We start from the raw sequence: 18,179 nt of genomic DNA, 5'->3' as shown, positions 1-18,179 counted from the left end.
TTTCACTTACGCTGGCGGCCATGTGCGGAATCGTTGGCTACGTCGGGCCGCAACCGGCGCTTGAGGTCGTTGTGAACGGCCTCGCGAGGTTGGAGTACCGCGGATATGACTCCGCGGGTGTCGCCGTGCTGGGCGAGGGCGCCCTGCACACGGACAAGCGAGCCGGTAAGCTCGCCAACCTGCGTCAGGCCCTTGAAGAGCGACCCATCTCCGGGGACGGCGCCGGGATCGGGCACACCCGTTGGGCCACCCATGGTGCCCCCAACGACGTGAACGCCCACCCCCACGTCGACAACGACAACCGGGTCGCGATCGTCCACAACGGCATCATCGAGAACTTCGCCACCCTCCGGGTGGAGCTGGAGGAGCAGGGCTGCAAGTTCCTGTCCGAGACCGACACCGAGGTCGCCTCCCACCTGCTCAGCACCACGCTGGCGAGCCGGGGCGACGGTGACCTGGCCGGCGCCATGCGCGACGTCTGCAAGCGTCTGGAGGGCGCCTTCACCCTGGTCGCGGTCTCCACCGACGACCCCGACCTGGTCGTCGCGGCCCGCCGCAACTCCCCGCTGGTCGTCGGCCGTGGCGAGGGCGAGAACTTCCTGGCCAGCGACGTGGCGGCGTTCATCGCCCACACCCGCGAGGCCGTGGAACTGGGCCAGGACCAGGTCGTGGAACTGCGCGCCGACTCCGTGGTCGTCACCGACTACGACGGCGTCCCCGTGGACGTCAACGAGTACCACGTGGACTGGGACGCCTCCGCCGCCGAGAAGGACGGCTACGACTACTTCATGCTCAAGGAGATCGTCGAGCAGCCGCGCGCGGTGGCCGACACCCTCCTGGGCCGGGTGACCGTCGACGGCCAGCTCACTCTGGACGAGATGCGTCTGAGCCCCGCCGACCTGCGCGGCGTCGAGAAGATCGTCATCATCGCCTGCGGTACCTCCTACCACGCGGGTCTGATCGCCAAGTACGCCGTCGAGCACTGGTGCCGGATCCCCTGCGAGGTGGAGGTCGCCAGCGAGTTCCGCTACCGCGACCCGATCCTGGACCAGCAGACCCTGGTCATCGCCATCTCCCAGTCCGGCGAGAGCATGGACACCCTGATGGCGGTCCGTTACGCCCGGGAGCAGCGCGCCAAGGTCCTGGCGATCTGCAACGTCAACGGGTCCACCATCCCGCGCGAATCCGACGGTGTGCTGTACACACACGCCGGTCCGGAGGTCGGGGTGGCCGCCACCAAGACCTTCCTCACCCAGCTGGCCGCCTGCTACCTGGTCGGTCTCTACCTGGCGCAGGTCCGCGGGATGAAGTTCGGCGACGAGATCAACGCCGTCATCGCCCAGCTCGCCACGATGCCCGAGCAGATCGAGAAGGTCCTGGACACGATCCAGCCGGTCCGTGAGCTGGCCCACTCGCTGGCGGACGCGGACACGGTCCTGTTCCTGGGCCGCCACGTGGGCTACCCCGTGGCGATGGAGGGTGCTCTCAAGCTCAAGGAATTGGCGTACATGCACGCCGAGGCGTTCGCCGCCGGTGAGCTCAAGCACGGCCCGATCGCGTTGATCGAGGAGGGCCTGCCGGTCGTCGTGGTGGTCCCCTCCCCCAAGGGCCGCAGCGTGCTGCACGACAAGATCGTGTCGAACATCCAGGAGGTGCGCGCCCGTGGCGCCCGCACCATCGTGATCGCCGAGGAGGGCGACGAGTCGGTCCGACCGTACTCGGACGTGCTCATCGAGATCCCCGCGGTGCCGACCCTGCTGCAGCCGATCGTCTCGACGATCCCCATGCAGGTGTTCGCCTGTGAGCTGGCCCTGGCCAAGGGCAACGACGTCGACCAGCCGCGCAATCTCGCCAAGAGCGTGACCGTGGAGTAGGAACGTCCCTCGCGGGGCGTGTCGAACGGGGGTGTTCCCCCGGGCGGCACGCCCCGTCCCTTTCGGGTACCGCTCAGTGGGCCGCCCATGCGGCGTGGGTGGCGCGGGCCGCCAGGGTATCCGGGTGGGTCGGCAGCACGGAGCGCAGTTCGAGTACGTCGAGGATCCGATGGAGCTGCCGGGGGGCGCCCGCGATCAGCAGGTGCCGCTGACGGCCGGAGGCCAGTCGGGCCGCTCCGATGAGGACGTTGACCCCGGAGGCGTCGATGAAGCCGACGTCGGACAGGTCGACGATCGCGCACGCCTCCAGGACGGCGGCGCTCAACCGGGAGTAGGCCTCCTCGGCGGTGGCGATGTCGATCTCGCCATCCAAGCGCACGATGGTCGTGCCATCGCAGGGGAAGTGCTCACGGTCGGGGTCCAGTACGGCCACGCCTCACTCCCACGGTTCGGGGTCTGTGGGGTTGTTCGTCTATCGCTGCCGGTCGAATACCGACATGCGTTGACAGCCTACTCGCCCAGAGGAGTCGTAACCGCTCTCCCGCGTTCCCTTCCGCTTTTTCCGTTCCGGAGTGGGCCAGGGAGATGCCCGATGATGCCTTTCGAGGTCAGAAGGGGTCCGGGCCGCACTCCGCCCAGACGACCTTTCCGTGTCCGGTGATGGGATTCCATCCCCATTCACGCGCGAAAGCGGCGACGAGGCCGAGGCCCCGGCCGGATTCGGCGAATTGGTGCGCGGAGACCCGCATCGGCCCTCGCGCCTCGGGGTCGGCGACCATGCAGACCACGGCGTCGACGGAGGGCAGTGGTCGGAGTTGGAGGAGGACACGGGTGTCCTCGGGGACGCGTCCGGAGACGGCGTGGCGACAGGAGTTGCCGACGAGTTCGGAGACGATCAGGCAGAGGTTCTCGGTGACCTCGGACATCCCCCACTCGTTCAGGCACTTGACGGCGAATCGTCGGGCCGCGCCGACCGAGGTGGGCACCGCGGCGTAGGCGTGCGCGGCCGCGCCCAGCCCGAGCGTGCCCTGTCCGATCCTCAGGTCGCCGAGCCCGACGTCCCACCGACCCCGCGGTAGTGCCGGGTGGCCCCAGGATGCCCTGGTCTGCAGCTCCGAGGGCATCAGCTCTGCGTTCATCACTGTCCTCACGGGTGATGTCGGTTCGCGAGTCCGCTTCCGCAGTGTCCTGTATGTCGCTTACAGACGTAAGACACAGATGCACGTGCAGATCAACGTTCGGCAACCCTATAGGAAGCTTCGGCCTTATTGGTAGGGGCCTGGCGAAGAATTCACCCTCATCGCCGTTGATTCGTAGAACGGGACCTTGGTCCCACTCCGAATCCACGTCGAGACCTGTCGAGGCGAGAACAGCATCGGTATACTGAGCGGTCGCTCGCGCCAATACCACTCCTAGGGAGGCGAAGTGGTAGCCGATCCCGTCGAGAACCACCAGGCCACACAGGATTTCCTGGCCAATTCCAGTGGTGGGCCCACAGTGCTGCGCATTCTGTTGGGCACCCAGCTCAGACGGCTGCGCCAGGAGAAGGACATTTCCCGGCACGACGCCGGATACGCCATCCGCGCGTCCCACGCCAAGATCAGCCGAATGGAGCTCGGTCAGGTCAGTTTCAAGCGTCGTGACGTCGACGACCTGCTGAAGCTCTACGGAGTGGACGAGCGTGAGCAGCGCGAGGCCCTCCTGGGGCTGATCTCCAGCGCCAACGCCCAGGGGTGGTGGCACAAGTACGGTGACGTGCTGCCCCACTGGTTCGGGGTCTACGTCGGTTTGGAGGAGGCCGCGTCGGTGATCCGTACCTTCGAGGTGCAGTTCGTCCCCGGACTGCTGCAGACCGAGGGGTACGCGCGCTCCGTCATCCGCCTCTCCCGCACGGCCACCTCCGACGACGACGTGAACAGTCGCGTGAAGATGCGCATGCATCGGCAGCGTCGTCTGTCCGACGGACCCGACGCGGAGATCCCCGCCCCGCGGCTGTGGGCGGTGATCGACGAGGCGGTGCTGCACCGGCCCTACGGCGACTCGAAGGTGATGCGCGAGCAGATCGAACACCTCATCGAGATGGCCCGGCGACCCAACATCACCATCCAGATCGCCACGTTCGACATGGGCGGTCACCCCGCGGCGGGCGGCCCGTTCAGCATCATGCGCTTCCCCACGCCGCAACTGCCCGACGTGGTGTATCTGGAACAGTTGAACAGCGCGCTGTACTTCGACAAGTACGACGACACGAGCGGCTACGCCCAGACCATGGACCACCTCGCCACCCAGGCCCCGCTACCGGCGCAGACCGAGGGCATCCTCAAAGGCTTCCTGGAGCGCTACGGCGACTGACCACCACCTTCCCCCCGTTTCCCCACCCGCCCCGGTCGTCTCACGCCCGGGGCTTCGTCCTTTCCCCGCGTGTCCTACTTCGGCCACGAGTGAAGAACGATCCGAAAACGGCGAACCATCGGCGCCCGTCACGCGTTAGGCCTGACATGCGGTTCCTCCACCGGGGTTCTACGCGCGGACCCATGAGTGCTTGCCGATGCAATCACGGATGCACGTGCATGCACTACGCTTTGGCCTCGCAAGGGGACATCAGGACCATCCGGTGGCGCGGCCGACCCGATCGGCGGGACCGTGGCGGCCCGATCCGATGAGTGCGGCGCGCTGGAGCCGCCTGTGGACCACCCGCGAGTCCCCCGAAGTTCCAGGAGGTTGAGGATGTATCCGATCTACAACGGCGTTCCCGCGGACCGGCTACGGGTCGATTGGACCAAGAGCAGCTGGAGCAACCCGGACGGGAACTGCGTAGAGGTCGCCACCCTCCCCGACGGCGACATCGCCGTACGGAACTCCCGAGATCCCGAGGGTCCCGCCCTCGTCTACACCCCCGAGGAGATCAAGGCCTTCGTTCGAGGCGCCAAGACCGGTGACTTCGACGCCCTCTTGAGCTGACCCTCGCCCCACCCCGGGCACCCCACCCCCCCACGAAGAGCCAGCCCGGGAACGTGTGTACGTCGAGGTCCGCGTGGTCCACTCCCGTGCCACGCGGACCGACATCCGTCCACGACGTACACACGAGCGGAGCCCGGCCCCAAACCAGGTGCCGGGCTCCGTCTGTTCATCGGAGGTCGTTCCGGTGCGTGGCACGTTCGGCGGTAAGGGACCGCCGACCTCGCCCGGTCCCGCCCGCCCCAAGGGATGGGCCGACGGGACCGCTTGAACCTCACGCGTCCGACGCTCCGTGTCAGATGCGAGTGGGGTCGACCAGACCGTTGGCGCCGACCGGGGCCTGTTCCCACGGCAGGTGGGTGGCGCCCAGGGCGGGCTTGAGGTCGAACAACCAGGCCGCGTTCTCGTCGTACTGGGCGAAGAACGGCTTGCCGACCAGCTCCGGGTCGCGCGCCTGGATGAAGTGGAGGACGAAGACCTTCTCTCCCGCGATCTCCGTCACCCCGTCCACGCACACCTTGCCCGGGGTCGCCGACATGGACGGTCCACGGACCGTCCGGGCCAGACCCGAGACCTTCTGGTAGGCACCACGGAAGATGTCGTAGGCCTCGGCCAGCGGCACCGCGAAGTAGTCCTGCGGGCCGGTGTCACGCTCCACGAACATGTAATAGGGCACCATGCCGTGCCGCACGTGCGTCCGCCACATGCTCTCCCAGGTGGCGGAGTCGTCGTTGATCGTGCGGATCAGCGGAGCCTGCGTGCGGATGACGGCGCCGGTCGCGCGGATGCGGCGCACGGCCTCCTGCACGAGCTCCGGACGCATCTCGTTCGGGTGCGAGAAGTGCGCCATGAACGCGAGGTTCTTGCCCGAGGCGACGACCTTCTCGAACAGGCGCAGCGTGTCGTCGGCGTCCGGGTCGGTGGTGAAGCGCTGCGGCCAGTAGGCCAGGGCCTTCGTACCGATCCGGATCGCTTCGAGGTGCTCGATCTCCAGCAGCGGCTCGATGTAGCGGGAGATGACCCCCTCGCCCATGATCATCGGGTCGCCACCGGTGAACAGGACGCTGGTGACCTCGGGGTGCGAACGCACGTACTCGACCATCTGGTCGATCTCGCCCGACGCGAACTTCAGGTCGGCGTCACCGACGAACTGTGCCCAACGGAAGCAGTAGGTGCAGTACGCGTGGCACGTCTGCCCCTGCTTCGGGAAGAAGAGCACCGTCTCCTTGTACTTGTGCTGAATGCCGGGGATGGGCTCCTCGTTGCCCATGGTGGGCACGTTGAGGTCCATCTGTCCGGCGGGGTGCGGGTTGAGCTTGGCGCGGACCTGGTTGGCGGCCTCGTTGAGCTCCTTTCGCCCGGCACCGGCGCTCAGCAGGTCGGCGATGCGGGCGACGTCCTCTTTCGGAAGCATGTCCGACTGGGGGAAGACCAGTCGGTAGATCGGATCGTCTGGAGCGGCGTCCCAATCGATGAGCTCGTCGATGACGTAGCTGTTGACGCGGAACGGCAGCACGTGTGCCACCGCCTTGACCGCGAGCCGCTCATCGGTCGAGAGACCGGCTCGCGCCGTGAACTCGTCGAGGTGTTTCGTCGTGTAGGCACGAAACCGACGTCCGGCGGACGGGGACTGTGCCGCGTCAGGCGTAACGCTCACGCCTCTCCTCTCCTGCGGTAGGCAGGGTGCCCGGAAGGCAGCCCTGAGCGGGTGGCTCCGGCATTACGGGTACCGGTGGACCACCTCTGGATGAAAATTCGGTTGTCTCCCGTGCACGGAGTGTTCCGAGCAGGGGAGCCGGCGAGCGGATATACCCCCGCAGGGGGTCTTGTACCCACCCCACGTTAAATCCAGCCCTGACCTGGACATTCTGGAAGTATCCTCGCATGAGTGTACGAACGCGCCCGATAAAGGCGTGACGAGGGTGACGCGGTAGCATCCCCGGACTGTGAGGAACCAACCGACGATGAGTGGCACACCCGACGCGGAATCCCCCGCTCCGCGAACGTCACCGCCGATCATCGCGGTGGACGCCATGGGTGGCGACAACGCACCCCGAGAGATCGTGCGCGGGGCCGTGACGGCCGTCCGCGACCTGGGCCTTCGCGTGCTTCTGGTGGGCCGACGCACCGAGATCGCGGCGATGCTCGCCGAGGAGGGCGCCCTGCGCGACATCCCGGTCGTACACGCCGAGGACAGCATCGCGATGGACGAGGGCGCCCTGGCCAGCTGGCGGCGCCCCCGGTCCAGCGCCGCCGTCGCCTGCCGACTCATCCGACGCGGCGACGCCGACGCCCTGGTCTCGGCGGGTTCCACCGGAGGGATCGTGGCCACCTCCACCGTCCGCCTGCGCACCCGACCGGGGGTCCTACGACCCGCGCTGGCGGTGACCCTTCCCACCCTGCCCACGCCCACGATCCTGGTGGACGCCGGCGCCAACGCCGACGCCAAGCCGGAGATGCTCGTGCAGTTCGCGCACCTGGGTTGCGCGTACGCGCAGACGGCGTTCGGCGTCGAGAACCCGCGGGTGGGCATGCTGACCATCGGTTCCGAACCGGGGAAGGGCAACAAGCTGGTCCGCCGCACGGTGGAGCTGCTGGCCGAGGTTCCGGACCTGGATTTCCAGGGCAACGTCGAGGGCCACGACCTGCTCACCGGGAAGGTGGACGTGGTGGTCACCGACGGGCACACCGGCAACGTGGCGCTCAAGACCGTCGAGGGGACCGCCGGGTTCACCCTCAACGCCATGAAGGAGGCGATCACCTCCTCCACCATCGCCAAGGCCGGGGCCGTGCTGCAACGAGGCGCGTTGCGCCGACTGCGCGAGCGCTTCGACAGCGAGACCTACGGGGGCGCCGCCCTGCTCGGCCTGAACGGCACGGTGGTGATCGCCCACGGCGACAGCAACCGCACGAGCGTGGCCCACGCCTGTCGGCTCGCCAACGACCTGGCGGGCGGGCGGATGGACGAGCGGATACGCCGACGGGTGCACCACCGTTCACCGGTCTGGCTCCACCGGCGCCCACAGGACGAACGCTGATCGGCCCCCCGCCGAGGGCGCAGAACTACACGGCGAGGCCGCGGACGTACTCCTCCTGTTCGGTGGTCTCCACGGCGAGCGTCGAGTAGTGCTCGCGCACGTAACCCACCGCGTCCTTCGCGGGCACGCCGTCGAGGACCGTCAGACAGGCCAGCGCCGTCCCCGTACGTCCCCGGCCGCCGAGACAGGCCAGTTCCACCCGCTGCTCCCCCGAACGCTCCAGCGCCTCCCGCAGGCGCTCCAGGGTGTCCGTGTCGTCCGTGGGTAGCCCGAAGTCCTCCCAGCGCACCCACCTGGCCACCCACTGGACCGTGGGCGGTTCATGGTCGAGCAGGTACACCGCGAACTCCGGGCGCGGGCCGGCCGGCAGCGGCAGGGCGAGTCCGCGACCGCGCACCAGGCGTCCGGAGGGCAGTCGCATGACTCCGGGGGAGGCCGGATCCCACAGTTGGTTCCTGTCTCTCATGTCTTCAAGCCTAGGGAGGGGTCGGGGTTCCGCACAGCCCCCGAAAGTCCTGGATGTGGCCTGGGCCATAACAGTAGGGACGGGTGTGGCCGGTCGGTAGGCTTGGAGCCATGGCCGACCCGCAGGAAGTACTCTCGCGACGGGTCCAGTCCGCCCTCGGCGCCGCCTTCGGTCCCGAGTTCGCCGACACCGACCCCGTCATCCGCCCGTCCCAGTTCGCTGACTACCAGGCGAACGCCGCACTCGCGCTCGCAAAGCGTCTGGGCCGAAAGCCCCGCGAGGTCTCCGCGGCGATCATGGAGCACCTGGACGTCTCCGACGTCTGCCGTGACGTCGAGGTCAGCGGCCCGGGCTTCATCAACCTCACGCTTCGCGAGGACTGGATCGCCGACCAGGCGCGCCTGCTCCTCGACGACGACCGCGTCGGCGTGCCCCTTCAGGAGCGGAAGAACATCCCGCTCGACTACTCCGCGCCCAACGTGGCCAAGGAGATGCACGTCGGGCACCTGCGCACCACGGTCGTGGGCGACTCCTTGGCCCGCACCCTGGAGTTCCTGGGTCACAACGTCATCCGGCAGAACCACATCGGCGACTGGGGCACCCCCTTCGGCATGCTCATCGAGCACCTGCTGGAGGTCGGGGAGGACTCCCCCGAGTCCGACCTGCTCACCACCGACCCCAACGCCTTCTACCAGGCGGCCCGCGCCAAGTTCGACTCCTCCGGCGAGGACCACGGCGACTTCGCCGCGCGCGCCCGCCGTCGGGTGGTCGCCCTCCAGGGCGGCGACGAGGAGACGCTGCGGTTGTGGCGCAAGCTGGTGGGCCTCTCCAAGGTCTACTTCAACAAGGTGTACGCCCGGCTCGGCGTGACCCTCACCGACGACGATCTGGCCGGTGAGAGCAGCTACAACGACATGCTCGCCGACGTGTGCGCGGAGCTGGAGTCCAAGGGCATCGCCGAGGTCAGCGACGGCGCCCTGTGCGTGTTCCTGGACGGCTTCACCGGCCGCGAGGACAAGCCGGTGCCCCTGATCATCCGCAAGAGCGACGGCGGCTACGGCTACGCCACCACGGACCTGGCGACCATCCGTTACCGGGTGGACGACCTCAAGGCCGACCGCGTCCTGTACGTGGTGGGCGCTCCGCAGGCCATGCACTTCAAGATGGTGTGGTCCACCGCCCGCAAGGCCGGGTGGCTGCCGGAGGACGTGGAGACCACGCACGTGCAGATCGGCAACGTGCTGGGGGCGGACGGCAAGATCCTGCGTACCCGCAGCGGCCAACCGGTCCGGCTCATGCAACTGCTGGACGAGGCGGTCGACCGGGCCGCAGCCGTGGTCGCCGAGACCCGCCCCGACCTGGACGAGGAGAGCCGGGCCGAGATCGCCCGCAAGGTCGGCATCGGCGCGGTGAAGTACGCGGACCTGTCGGTCTCGCACGACACCGAGTACGTGTTCGACTTCGACCGGATGCTGGCGCTGACCGGCAACACCGGCCCGTACCTGCAGTACGCGCAGGCGCGGATCCGTTCGATCTTCCGTAAGGGCGAGGTGGACCCGGCCGGGATCGAGGGTCGGATCACCGTGTCCGAGAGCGCCGAGCGCGATCTGGCACTGAAGCTGCTGGGCTTCGGCCCTGTGGTGGAACAGACCGGCGACCTGCTACAGCCGCACCGTCTGTCCTCGTACCTGTTCGAGCTGGCTCAGACGCTCACGGCGTTCTATGAGCACTGCCCGGTGCTGACCGCCGCGACCGACGCCGAGCGCGAGTCGCGACTGGCCCTGGTCGCGGTGGCGCTGCGGGTGCTGGTGCGTGGCCTGGACCTGCTCGGTGTGGAGTCCCCCGAGTACATGTAGTCGCGAGTGGACGAAGGGCCGGGGTGAACGCCCCGGCCCTTTCTCGTTCTCCGACCCCTCCCGTCCCGCGGTGGCCGGAACCGGTCGGGGCCGCCCTGGACCGACCGTCCGAGAGCCCCTCCCAGGGGGTTCGATGTCGCTGGTCATGGTCGCTTTCGGGGACTTCCCGGACAGAGCGAGTCGAATCTCTCGTGGTGACTCGAACCGGAACCCCACGTTGCGGTGGAACATCACACTTACAGTATGTGGACAAAAGCCCCATACCAGACAAGCGGGAGATATCGTCTATGACAGCCGCCGCGGGCTTCGGCCCCGGTCCGGGTACCTGGTACCTGGATCCACTGCACTCGAGCCTGATCTTCGTCGCCCACTACCTGCGCTTCGGTCGGGTTCAGGGAACCTTCGGCGACGCGTACGGTCAGCTGCACGTGACCGATAACCCCACCCTCTCCTCCGTCGAGGTGGAGATCGCCACTGCCAGCGTCAACACCGGGGTGCGGGCCCGGGACGACCACCTGCGCTCGGCCGACTTCCTGGACGTCACGAACCACCCGAAGCTGCGCTTCACCTCGACCTCCTTGGAGCCCAGCCGCCGGCAGAACTCCTTCCGGGTCCACGGAGACCTGGAACTGCACGGCCGCTCACGTCCCGTCAGCCTGGCCGCGGAATGGGTCGGTGAGGCACCCGACTACGTGTCCCCGAACGACACCTACGGACACTTCTTCTCCGCCACCACCCAGCTGCACCTGTCCGAGTTCGGCGTGGGAGACGGCGGCCCGCTCCCCTGGGGCGGCCGGATGGTCGGCGACCTGGTCGACGTCGTGCTGGAGGTCCGCGTCCAGAACCAGGACCCCGCGCCCTTCCTCAAGCAGATCGGGCACACGCCCTGAACCGTCCGGGTGCCGTACCCACCCGGGCCCTCAAGTCGTGCGCCCGACAGAGCGACGCTCGCGTCCTCGGTTCAGCCCTTGAGCAGGGCCTCCACCTCATCGCGCGTGGCCATCGATGAGCTCGCTCCGTGCCGTCCCACGGAGATCGCGGCCGCGGTCGCGGCGAACTCCATCGCCTCTCGCGGAGAACGCCCCTCGGCCCGGGCCACCGCGAAGGACCCGCAGAAGGTGTCACCCGCGGCGGTGGTGTCCACCGCCTTCACCCGCCGCGCCGGGACCGCCACCGGCTCCTCACCGCGACGCCCGTACAGCGACCCGGCCGAACCCAGGGTCAGCAACACCTCCGGAACACGCTCCAGCAGCGCGGCCAGCGCGGCGACCGGTTCGTCGTGTCCGGTGATCGCCGCCGCCTCGTGCTGGTTGGGGACCAGCACGTCCACGTCGGCCAGGAGCTCGTCGGGGAGCTCACGCGCGGGCGCGGGGGTCAGGTAGACCGGCACACCCGTCTCACGACCCATCCGCGCCCCGGCCACCACGGCCTCCATGGGCAACTCCAACTGGAGCAGCAGCGCGTCGACGCCCTCCAGCAGCCCGCGGTCGGACTCCGGTACCCCGGAGACCTCACCGTTGGCACCGGGGACCACGATGATGCGGTTGCCGCCGTCCCCCTCCACCACGATGTGGGCGATGCCGGAGACGCCCGGCACGGTGCGCAGTCCCTTGACGTCGATCCCCTCCGCCTCCAGGTTGGCGCGCAACTCCGACCCGAAGGTGTCCTCACCGACGGCGCCGAGGAAGGCCACCCGAGCACCCGCCCGCGCCGCGGCCACGGCCTGGTTGGCGCCCTTGCCACCGGGAACCTGACGGAAGTCGGTCCCGGTGACGGTCTCGCCACCGCCCGGCATCCGTCCCACGTAGGCGACCAGGTCCATGTTGACGCTGCCGAAGACCGCCAGGCGGGGCACTCTGGAATTCACGTCGTCGCTCACTTCTTCTCCCGGTCGACGGGCCGACTGTCGGCCCCGTCCAACGCCACGATGACGGGCGCGTGGTCCGAGGCGCCCTTGCCCTTGCGTTCCTCGCGGTCGATGCTCGCGCCGGTCACCCGGGCCTTGAGCGCCGGCGAGGCGAGCACGAAGTCGATGCGCATGCCCCTGCGCTTGGGGAACGCCAGCCCCTTGTAGTCCCAGTAGGTGTACACGCCCGGGCCCGGCGTGTACTCGCGCACGACCTCCTCGAATCCGCCCTCGACCAGCCCGGTGAAGGCGGCGCGCTCGGGTTCGGTGACGTGGGTGAGCCCCTCGAAGGCGGCGATGTCCCACACGTCGTCGTCCTGGGGGGCGATGTTGAAGTCGCCCACGTAGGCGATCTGCGCCTGGGGGTCCTCGGCCAGGCGGGCGGTGCCGGCCTGACGCAGGGCCTCCAACCAGCGCAGCTTGTAGTCGTAGTGGGGGTGGCCGATCTCGCGCCCGTTGGGCACGTACAGGCTCCACACCTGGACGCCACTGCAGGTGGCGGCGATGGCGCGGGCCTCGCGTTCCTCGGGGTCGCCGAAGCCGGGCTGGCCGGGGAAGCCGATCCGGACGTCGTCGAGACCCACCCGCGAGGCGATCGCGACCCCGTTCCACTGGGAGAGGCCGTGATGGGCGACCTCGTAGCCGCGGTCGGTGAAGACCGACGCCGGGAACTGGTCATCGCGGGCCTTGGTCTCCTGGATGGCGACGACGTCGACGTCGCTGCGGTCCAACCAGTCACCGATCCGCTCGGCCCTGGCCCGGGCACTGTTCACATTCCATGTCGCGATACGCACAGCAGAAGGCTAAGTCATCCCGCCGACGTCCCGGCCCCGGGCAGGCCCCTGACATGAGGAAACCCCGGTGCGGCCGTCCTCCGCACCGGGGTCGTGCGACTCCCGGCACATGCTCGGTTGTTTTCCGTCGCGCTTCCTTGGACGGCCGAGTCTTCCCTACGGTTCGCATTGTGCGCAAGGTTTTTTCGTCGATCGGTCGGAAAGCCCTCCGAAACCGAGAAGACCTCGGATCGTCGGTGCCGGAGGTTAGGTTGGGTCGCATGGTCGAACCGCACCCCCGTCGCGACGCCGAGTTCTCCCCACCCCAGGCCCGCCGCATAGCCTTGGCCGCCCAGGGTTTCGCCGATCCACGTCCCAAGGGCGAACCCACCCTCGCCCACCTGGCACGGGTGCTGCGCCGGATCGGGATCCTACAGATCGACAGCGTGAACGTGCTCGCCCGCAGCCAGTACCTGCCGGTCTTCGCCCGCCTGGGCGCCTACGACCCCGCCCTGCTGGACCGGGCGACCACCACCGCCGTCGGGTCCGGCCCGGCCCGGCTGGTCGAGTGCTGGGCCCACGAGGCCAGTCTGGTGCCACCCGGAACCCACCGGCTCATGCGGCACCGGATGGAACGCAACCGCGCCCAGGAACGCGTCGGCTGGTTGAACGGCATCCGCGAGGAGAAGCCGCACCTGGTCAAGGCCGTCTACGAAGAGGTGGCCCGGGTCGGTCCGGCCACCGCCCGCGAGGTCGAGGGCTCACTGGCCCAGGACGCGCCTCGCACCAAGGAGCACTGGGGGTGGAACTGGTCCGAGGTCAAGAAGTGCCTGGAATACCTGTTCTGGATCGGCGACCTCACCACCAACGGACGCAACGTCCAGTTCGAACGCCGCTACGACCTGCCCGAACGCGTGCTGCCCTCCGCGGTGCACGGTCTCGCCCACCCCACCCCGCAGGAGGCGCACCGGGAGCTGGTGGCCATCGCCGCCCGGGCCCACGGCATCGCCACCGAACCCGATCTGCGCGACTACTTCCGGCTCAAGGGCGCCGAGACCCGCGCCGCCATCGGCGACCTGGTGGAGGCCGGTGAACTGGTCCCGGTGTCCGTACGCGGCCGGGAGCGCACCGCCTACCTGCACAAGGACGCCCGAATCCCCCGCAAGGTCGAGGCCCGTGCCCTGCTGAGCCCCTTCGACTCCCTGGTGTGGACACGCGACCGGGCCGAGGAGCTGTTCGGGTTCCGCTACCGACTGGAGATCTACGTGCCCGCCGCCAAGCGCGTGCACGGCTACTACGTGCTGCCGTTCCTGCTGGGAGAGGACCTGGTCGCCCGGGTCGACCTCAAGGCCGACCGCGCGTCGGGAACCCTCCTGGCCCGCCGGATCACCCTGGAGGAGGACGCCCCGGCCGACACCATGCCGGCGCTCATGGAACAGCTGGCCGAGATGGCCGACTGGCTCGGCCTGGACAACGGCGTGGGCGGCGAGGCGCTCCCCACCCCACGCCGGCCGGGACGCCCGACCTGAGGGGGCTCTTCGGACGCCGGTGTGAACCGCTCCAGAGCACGAACCGCACGATTTCCGTGCTCGTCCGCGTAGAGCTTGGTCATCGCGGACGTGTCGGCGAATACGCTCACTCGCGGCCTTCCGTCACCAGACCCTCCAAAGGGGTTCCCCCTCCAGCGGCACGGCGAGCCCTCTCGACGGCCTCCCGACTCGGCCGAGAGCGCGGGGTACCCGATTCATCCAGGAGGCCTGCCCGCGCGAGTTTGACTCGGACCGTCCGAGCCTCGTCATCCTCCAGGCCCGGGTCGGTGACCGCGCGCATCATCCGGGTGGGGTGCTCGCTCTGACTCATACCTGAATCGTGACCGCCTGCATGCCTGCTATCAAGCGGCTTCCTGGATCCGATACGAGAACGGGCCGCGCACCGTGGGTGCGCGGCCCGTTCGGGGGCGCGGGTCAGACGCGTTCGATGATGGTGACGTTGGCCTGGCCACCGCCCTCGCACATGGTCTGCAGGCCGTAGCGACCGCCGGTGCGGTGCAGTTCGTTGACCAGTTTGGTCATCAGGACCGAACCGGTGGCGCCCAGCGGGTGGCCCAGGGCGATGGCGCCACCGTTGGGGTTGACCTTGGCCGGGTCGGCGCCCAGTTCGTCGATCCACGACATCGGCACCGGCGCGAACGCCTCGTTGATCTCGGTGACGTCGATGTCGTCGATGCTCAGACCGGCCTTCTCCAAGGCGATCTTGGTCGCGGGGATGGGCGCGGTGAGCATGTAGACCGGGTCGTCGCCGATCAGCGACAGCTGGACGATGCGGGCGAGCGGGGTCAGGCCGTGCTGCTTCACCGCGCGTTCGGAGGCGATGAGCAGGGCGCCGGCGCCGACGGAGATCTGGCTGGCGATCGCGGCGGTGAGCTCCCAACCCTCGCGCAGCGGCTTGAGTCCGGCCATCTTCTCCATGGTGGTGTCGGGGCGCACGCCCTCGTCCTGGGAGACGCCGGCGATCGGCGCGATCTGGGAGTCGAAGTGGCCCGCCTCCAGAGCGGCGGCGGCGCGACGGTGGCTTTCCAGGGCGAACCGCTCCAGCTGCTCGCGCTTGTAGCCCCACTTCTCACACATGAGCTGGGCGCCGCGGAACTGGGAGATCTCCTGGGTCCCGTAACGCTCGATCCAGCCCTCGCCGTACAGCGAGATGCCGTTCTCGATGGCGTGCTGGACGTTGGAGCCCATCGGCACCATGCCCATGTTCTCCACACCGGACGCCACGACGAGGTCCTGGGTCCCGGACATGACGCCCTGGGCGGCGAAGTGGATGGACTGCTGGGAGGAGCCGCACTGGCGGTCGATGGTGACACCGGCGACGGTCTCGGGTAGTCCCGCGGAGAGCCACGCGGTGCGGGCCAGGTCCAGGGCCTGCGGTCCGGCCTGGCTGACCACGCCCATGATGACGTCCTCGACGGCGGAGGGGTCGACCCCGGTGCGCTCGATGAGTTCCTTGAGGACGTGCGCCCCCAGGTCCGCCGGGTGCACCGCGGCGAGCGCGCCCTTCTTGGTGCCGACGGGGGTACGAACTGCGCCGACGATGTATGCCTCGGCCACGGGGTCCTCCAAGGGGCTGGGATGTGACGTCCTATTGAACCGAACTGTATTCGGTTTCACCTCCCTGGCAAGCCCCCGCCCCCGACTTCCCGCCCTCGGCCCAGCTCAGCCGCGCTCTCGATCCGGGCCCCCGTCGGCGTCACCCAGGCGGCCCGCGTCGCGTTGATCGCCCAGGGTGTCCCCGGTGACCTTCTCCAGGACCTCGAACACGTCGGGATGCTCGTCCGGGTCGAAGTCCGAGAGCAGGGAGCGCAACGCGGTGCGCTGCGCCTCGTAGAGTCTGCGGACGGCGTCCTCACCGCGCCAGTTCAACTCCCACGGCTCGCTGTCGGAGACCAGGTAGCCGTTCTCCAAGAGTTCTTGGTGCACGTTCCTCCACCGGGACACCGCCAGGCCGGAGAACCGATGCAGTTGGTCCACCGAGAGCGGACCCTTGACGCCCAGGTGGCTGAGCGCCCAGCAGCCCTCGATGGACACGTCCAGACCGGCGGCCTCCCGCAACCTTCCGTACATCGTCTCGGCGCCCTCGGCCCCGGTGGCCTGGTAGATCTCGTGCTCGACCTGAGCGATCGTGGTCCGGCTCGGCGCCGCCACCGGGGAGAAGGTCTCGTCCAGGTCCGGGGTGGTGATGGTGGTGCGCAACGGGATCTGCTTCAGGAACACCGCCAGCACGAACCCGATGATCGCCACGGGAACGGCCGTCAGGAAGACGACGTCGATGGCGTCGGCGTAGGCCTCCAGGAAGCCCGCCTGTTCGCCGGGCGACAGTTGATCCAGCGCCCTGGGGTCGGACTCCAGATCCATGGGTTTCACCCCGGGCGGCAGACGGATCTCCTCCGCGCGCTCGGCCAGGTTCGAGGCGAGTTGTCCGGCGAAGACCGCGCCGAACACGGCCGTGCCGAACGAACCCCCGATCGACCGGAAGAAGGTGGCCGTCGACGTGGCCACGCCCAGGTCCTCGTAGGCCACGGCGTTCTGCACCACCACGACCACCACCTGCATCACCAGGCCCAGGCCGACGCCCAGGACGAAGAAGTACAGGCTCATCTCCAGCAGCGAACTGTCCGGCCCCATCCCCGACATCAGGAACAGGCCGGTCGCGGTGAGCGCCATTCCCGCGATCGGATAGGGCTTGTACCTTCCGGTGTGCGTCACCAGGCGACCGCTCGTGACGGAGGTGATCAGCATGCCCACGACCATCGGCAGCAGATGCAGACCGGACGCCGTCGGAGACAGTCCGTGCACGATCTGGAGGAACAACGGCAGGAACGCCATCGACCCCATCATCGCGAAGCCCACGCAGAAGCCGATGGCCATGGCCACCACGGCGGTGGAATCACGGAACAGACCCAGCGGTATGACCGGGTCGGTGGCCCGACGGGCGGTGAGCCACCAGCCCAGGCCGAGGACCACCGCGCCCGCCGACAAGCCGATGATCTGCCAGGACAGCCAGCCGTACACGCTCCCGCCCCAGGAGGCGACCAGGGTGAGGCACACGGCGGTGGCGGCGAGCAGGACGATGCCCGCGTAGTCGATGTTCTGCCGTCCGTAGGGCGAACGGCCGGGCAGGAAGCGCAGGACCGTCACGAACGCCAGCAGCCCCAGTGGGAGGTTCACGTAGAACACCCACCGCCACGACAGGTGGTCCACGAACAACCCGCCCAGGAGAGGGCCCGCGACACTGGATACGCCGAAGACCGCTCCGAAGAGCCCTTGGTACTTGCCGCGCTCGCGTGGTGAGACCACGTCGCCGATGAGGGCCGAGGCCAACACCATGAGACCGCCGCCACCGATCCCCTGGAAGCCGCGGGAGAGGATCAGTTGGAGCATGTTCTGGGCGATCCCGCACAGCATCGAGCCCACGAGGAACACGGCGATGCAGGTGAGGAACAGCTTCTTGCGGCCGAACTGGTCGCCGAGCTTGCCCCACAGCGGGGTGCTGGCGGTGACGGCCAGGAGGTAGGCGGTGATCACCCAGGACAGGTGGTTGAGCCCGCCCAGGTCGGCGACGATCGTCGGCAGCGCGGTCGACACGATCGTTTGGTCGAGCGCGGACAACAGGACCGTGAGCATCAGGGCGGTCATGATCAACGCGATCCGCGCACCTTGGTGCTCGCGCCGATCCTCCGCGCCCTGGTCGGCGCCGCCGCCACGGGCCATCGAATCGCCTCCCCGATCGTGGCAGGCGACGCTCACCGTCC

General features: G+C 68.7%; 16 protein-coding genes. 7 read left to right on the top strand and 9 right to left on the bottom strand.

All coding sequences use genetic code 11. The features are described from left to right. Positions 1–20: 20 nt before the first annotated feature. Positions 21–1,874 (top strand): glutamine--fructose-6-phosphate transaminase (isomerizing), encoded by a 1,854-nt coding sequence (gene glmS / locus ACWGKS_RS14070; protein WP_452455498.1) that lies wholly within the window; start codon positions 21–23, stop codon positions 1,872–1,874. Positions 1,875–1,947: 73 nt separating this feature from the next. Here the strand turns inward: glmS and ACWGKS_RS14065 are convergent, their stop codons facing one another. Beyond that, positions 1,948–2,307, bottom strand: a complete 360-nt coding sequence (locus ACWGKS_RS14065; protein ID WP_358506900.1) for an STAS domain-containing protein — start codon at positions 2,305–2,307, stop codon at positions 1,948–1,950. Positions 2,308–2,482: 175 nt separating this feature from the next. Further along, positions 2,483–3,013, bottom strand: a complete 531-nt coding sequence (locus tag ACWGKS_RS14060; protein ID WP_358506898.1) for an ATP-binding protein — start codon at positions 3,011–3,013, stop codon at positions 2,483–2,485. 286 nt (positions 3,014–3,299) lie between these two features. On the opposite strand from ACWGKS_RS14060, the gene ACWGKS_RS14055 reads away from it, so the two are divergent. Together ACWGKS_RS14055 and ACWGKS_RS14050 are read left to right on the top strand one after the other, a co-directional pair. Then, complete coding sequence (locus ACWGKS_RS14055) at positions 3,300–4,226, top strand: helix-turn-helix domain-containing protein (protein WP_358506897.1); 927 nt, start codon at positions 3,300–3,302, stop codon at positions 4,224–4,226. A 375-nt stretch (positions 4,227–4,601) separates the two neighbouring features. Beyond that, on the top strand, positions 4,602–4,835 hold the full coding sequence (locus ACWGKS_RS14050) for a DUF397 domain-containing protein (RefSeq protein WP_358506895.1): 234 nt from the start codon (positions 4,602–4,604) through the stop codon (positions 4,833–4,835). A gap of 292 nt (positions 4,836–5,127) precedes the next feature. Here ACWGKS_RS14050 and ACWGKS_RS14045 read toward each other — a convergent pair whose 3' ends face one another. Next, positions 5,128–6,489 carry a KamA family radical SAM protein gene (locus ACWGKS_RS14045; protein ID WP_358506893.1) on the bottom strand — a complete coding sequence of 454 codons (1,362 nt, stop codon included), beginning with the start codon at positions 6,487–6,489 and terminating at the stop codon, positions 5,128–5,130. Between the two features lie 307 nt (positions 6,490–6,796). Here ACWGKS_RS14045 and plsX point away from each other — a divergent pair, with 307 nt between their 5' ends. Continuing rightward, on the top strand, positions 6,797–7,870 hold the full coding sequence (gene plsX / locus ACWGKS_RS14040; protein WP_358506891.1) for a phosphate acyltransferase PlsX: 1,074 nt from the start codon (positions 6,797–6,799) through the stop codon (positions 7,868–7,870). 25 nt (positions 7,871–7,895) lie between these two features. Here plsX and ACWGKS_RS14035 read toward each other — a convergent pair whose 3' ends face one another. After that, complete coding sequence (locus ACWGKS_RS14035) at positions 7,896–8,336, bottom strand: protein-tyrosine phosphatase family protein (RefSeq protein ID WP_358506889.1); 441 nt, start codon at positions 8,334–8,336, stop codon at positions 7,896–7,898. Positions 8,337–8,446: 110 nt separating this feature from the next. Here ACWGKS_RS14035 and argS point away from each other — a divergent pair, with 110 nt between their 5' ends. After that, positions 8,447–10,192 carry an arginine--tRNA ligase gene (gene argS / locus ACWGKS_RS14030; protein WP_452522785.1) on the top strand — a complete coding sequence of 582 codons (1,746 nt, stop codon included), beginning with the start codon at positions 8,447–8,449 and terminating at the stop codon, positions 10,190–10,192. 287 nt (positions 10,193–10,479) lie between these two features. Further along, the gene (locus tag ACWGKS_RS14025; RefSeq protein ID WP_358506885.1) at positions 10,480–11,082 is read left to right on the top strand and encodes a YceI family protein; all 603 of its coding nucleotides are present in this window, start codon (positions 10,480–10,482) and stop codon (positions 11,080–11,082) included. A 71-nt stretch (positions 11,083–11,153) separates the two neighbouring features. Here the strand turns inward: ACWGKS_RS14025 and ACWGKS_RS14020 are convergent, their stop codons facing one another. Together ACWGKS_RS14020 and ACWGKS_RS14015 are read right to left on the bottom strand one after the other, a co-directional pair. Beyond that, positions 11,154–12,071: a ribokinase gene (locus tag ACWGKS_RS14020; protein WP_452522783.1), complete on the bottom strand. Its 918-nt coding sequence runs from the start codon at positions 12,069–12,071 to the stop codon at positions 11,154–11,156. After that, the gene (locus tag ACWGKS_RS14015) at positions 12,068–12,892 is read right to left on the bottom strand and encodes an exodeoxyribonuclease III (RefSeq protein WP_358506881.1); all 825 of its coding nucleotides are present in this window, start codon (positions 12,890–12,892) and stop codon (positions 12,068–12,070) included. Before ACWGKS_RS14015 ends, ACWGKS_RS14020 begins: the two co-directional genes overlap by 4 nt. A 260-nt stretch (positions 12,893–13,152) precedes the next feature. Here ACWGKS_RS14015 and ACWGKS_RS14010 point away from each other — a divergent pair, with 260 nt between their 5' ends. Next, positions 13,153–14,400 (top strand): winged helix-turn-helix domain-containing protein, encoded by a 1,248-nt coding sequence (locus ACWGKS_RS14010; RefSeq protein ID WP_358506879.1) that lies wholly within the window; start codon positions 13,153–13,155, stop codon positions 14,398–14,400. 106 nt (positions 14,401–14,506) lie between these two features. Here the strand turns inward: ACWGKS_RS14010 and ACWGKS_RS14005 are convergent, their stop codons facing one another. From ACWGKS_RS14005 to ACWGKS_RS13995, 3 genes are all read right to left on the bottom strand, one after another. Continuing rightward, positions 14,507–14,731, bottom strand: a complete 225-nt coding sequence (locus ACWGKS_RS14005) for a hypothetical protein (protein WP_358506877.1) — start codon at positions 14,729–14,731, stop codon at positions 14,507–14,509. 104 nt (positions 14,732–14,835) lie between these two features. Beyond that, positions 14,836–15,978 carry an acetyl-CoA C-acetyltransferase gene (locus tag ACWGKS_RS14000; RefSeq protein WP_358506875.1) on the bottom strand — a complete coding sequence of 381 codons (1,143 nt, stop codon included), beginning with the start codon at positions 15,976–15,978 and terminating at the stop codon, positions 14,836–14,838. Positions 15,979–16,083: 105 nt separating this feature from the next. Then, positions 16,084–18,138, bottom strand: coding sequence for an MDR family MFS transporter (locus tag ACWGKS_RS13995; protein ID WP_358506873.1), 2,055 nt, complete (start codon positions 18,136–18,138; stop codon positions 16,084–16,086). Positions 18,139–18,179 lie beyond the last annotated feature (41 nt).

Source organism: Nocardiopsis sp. NPDC055879, assembly GCF_053615935.1.
This window is presented reverse-complemented; position numbering and strand designations above follow the sequence as displayed.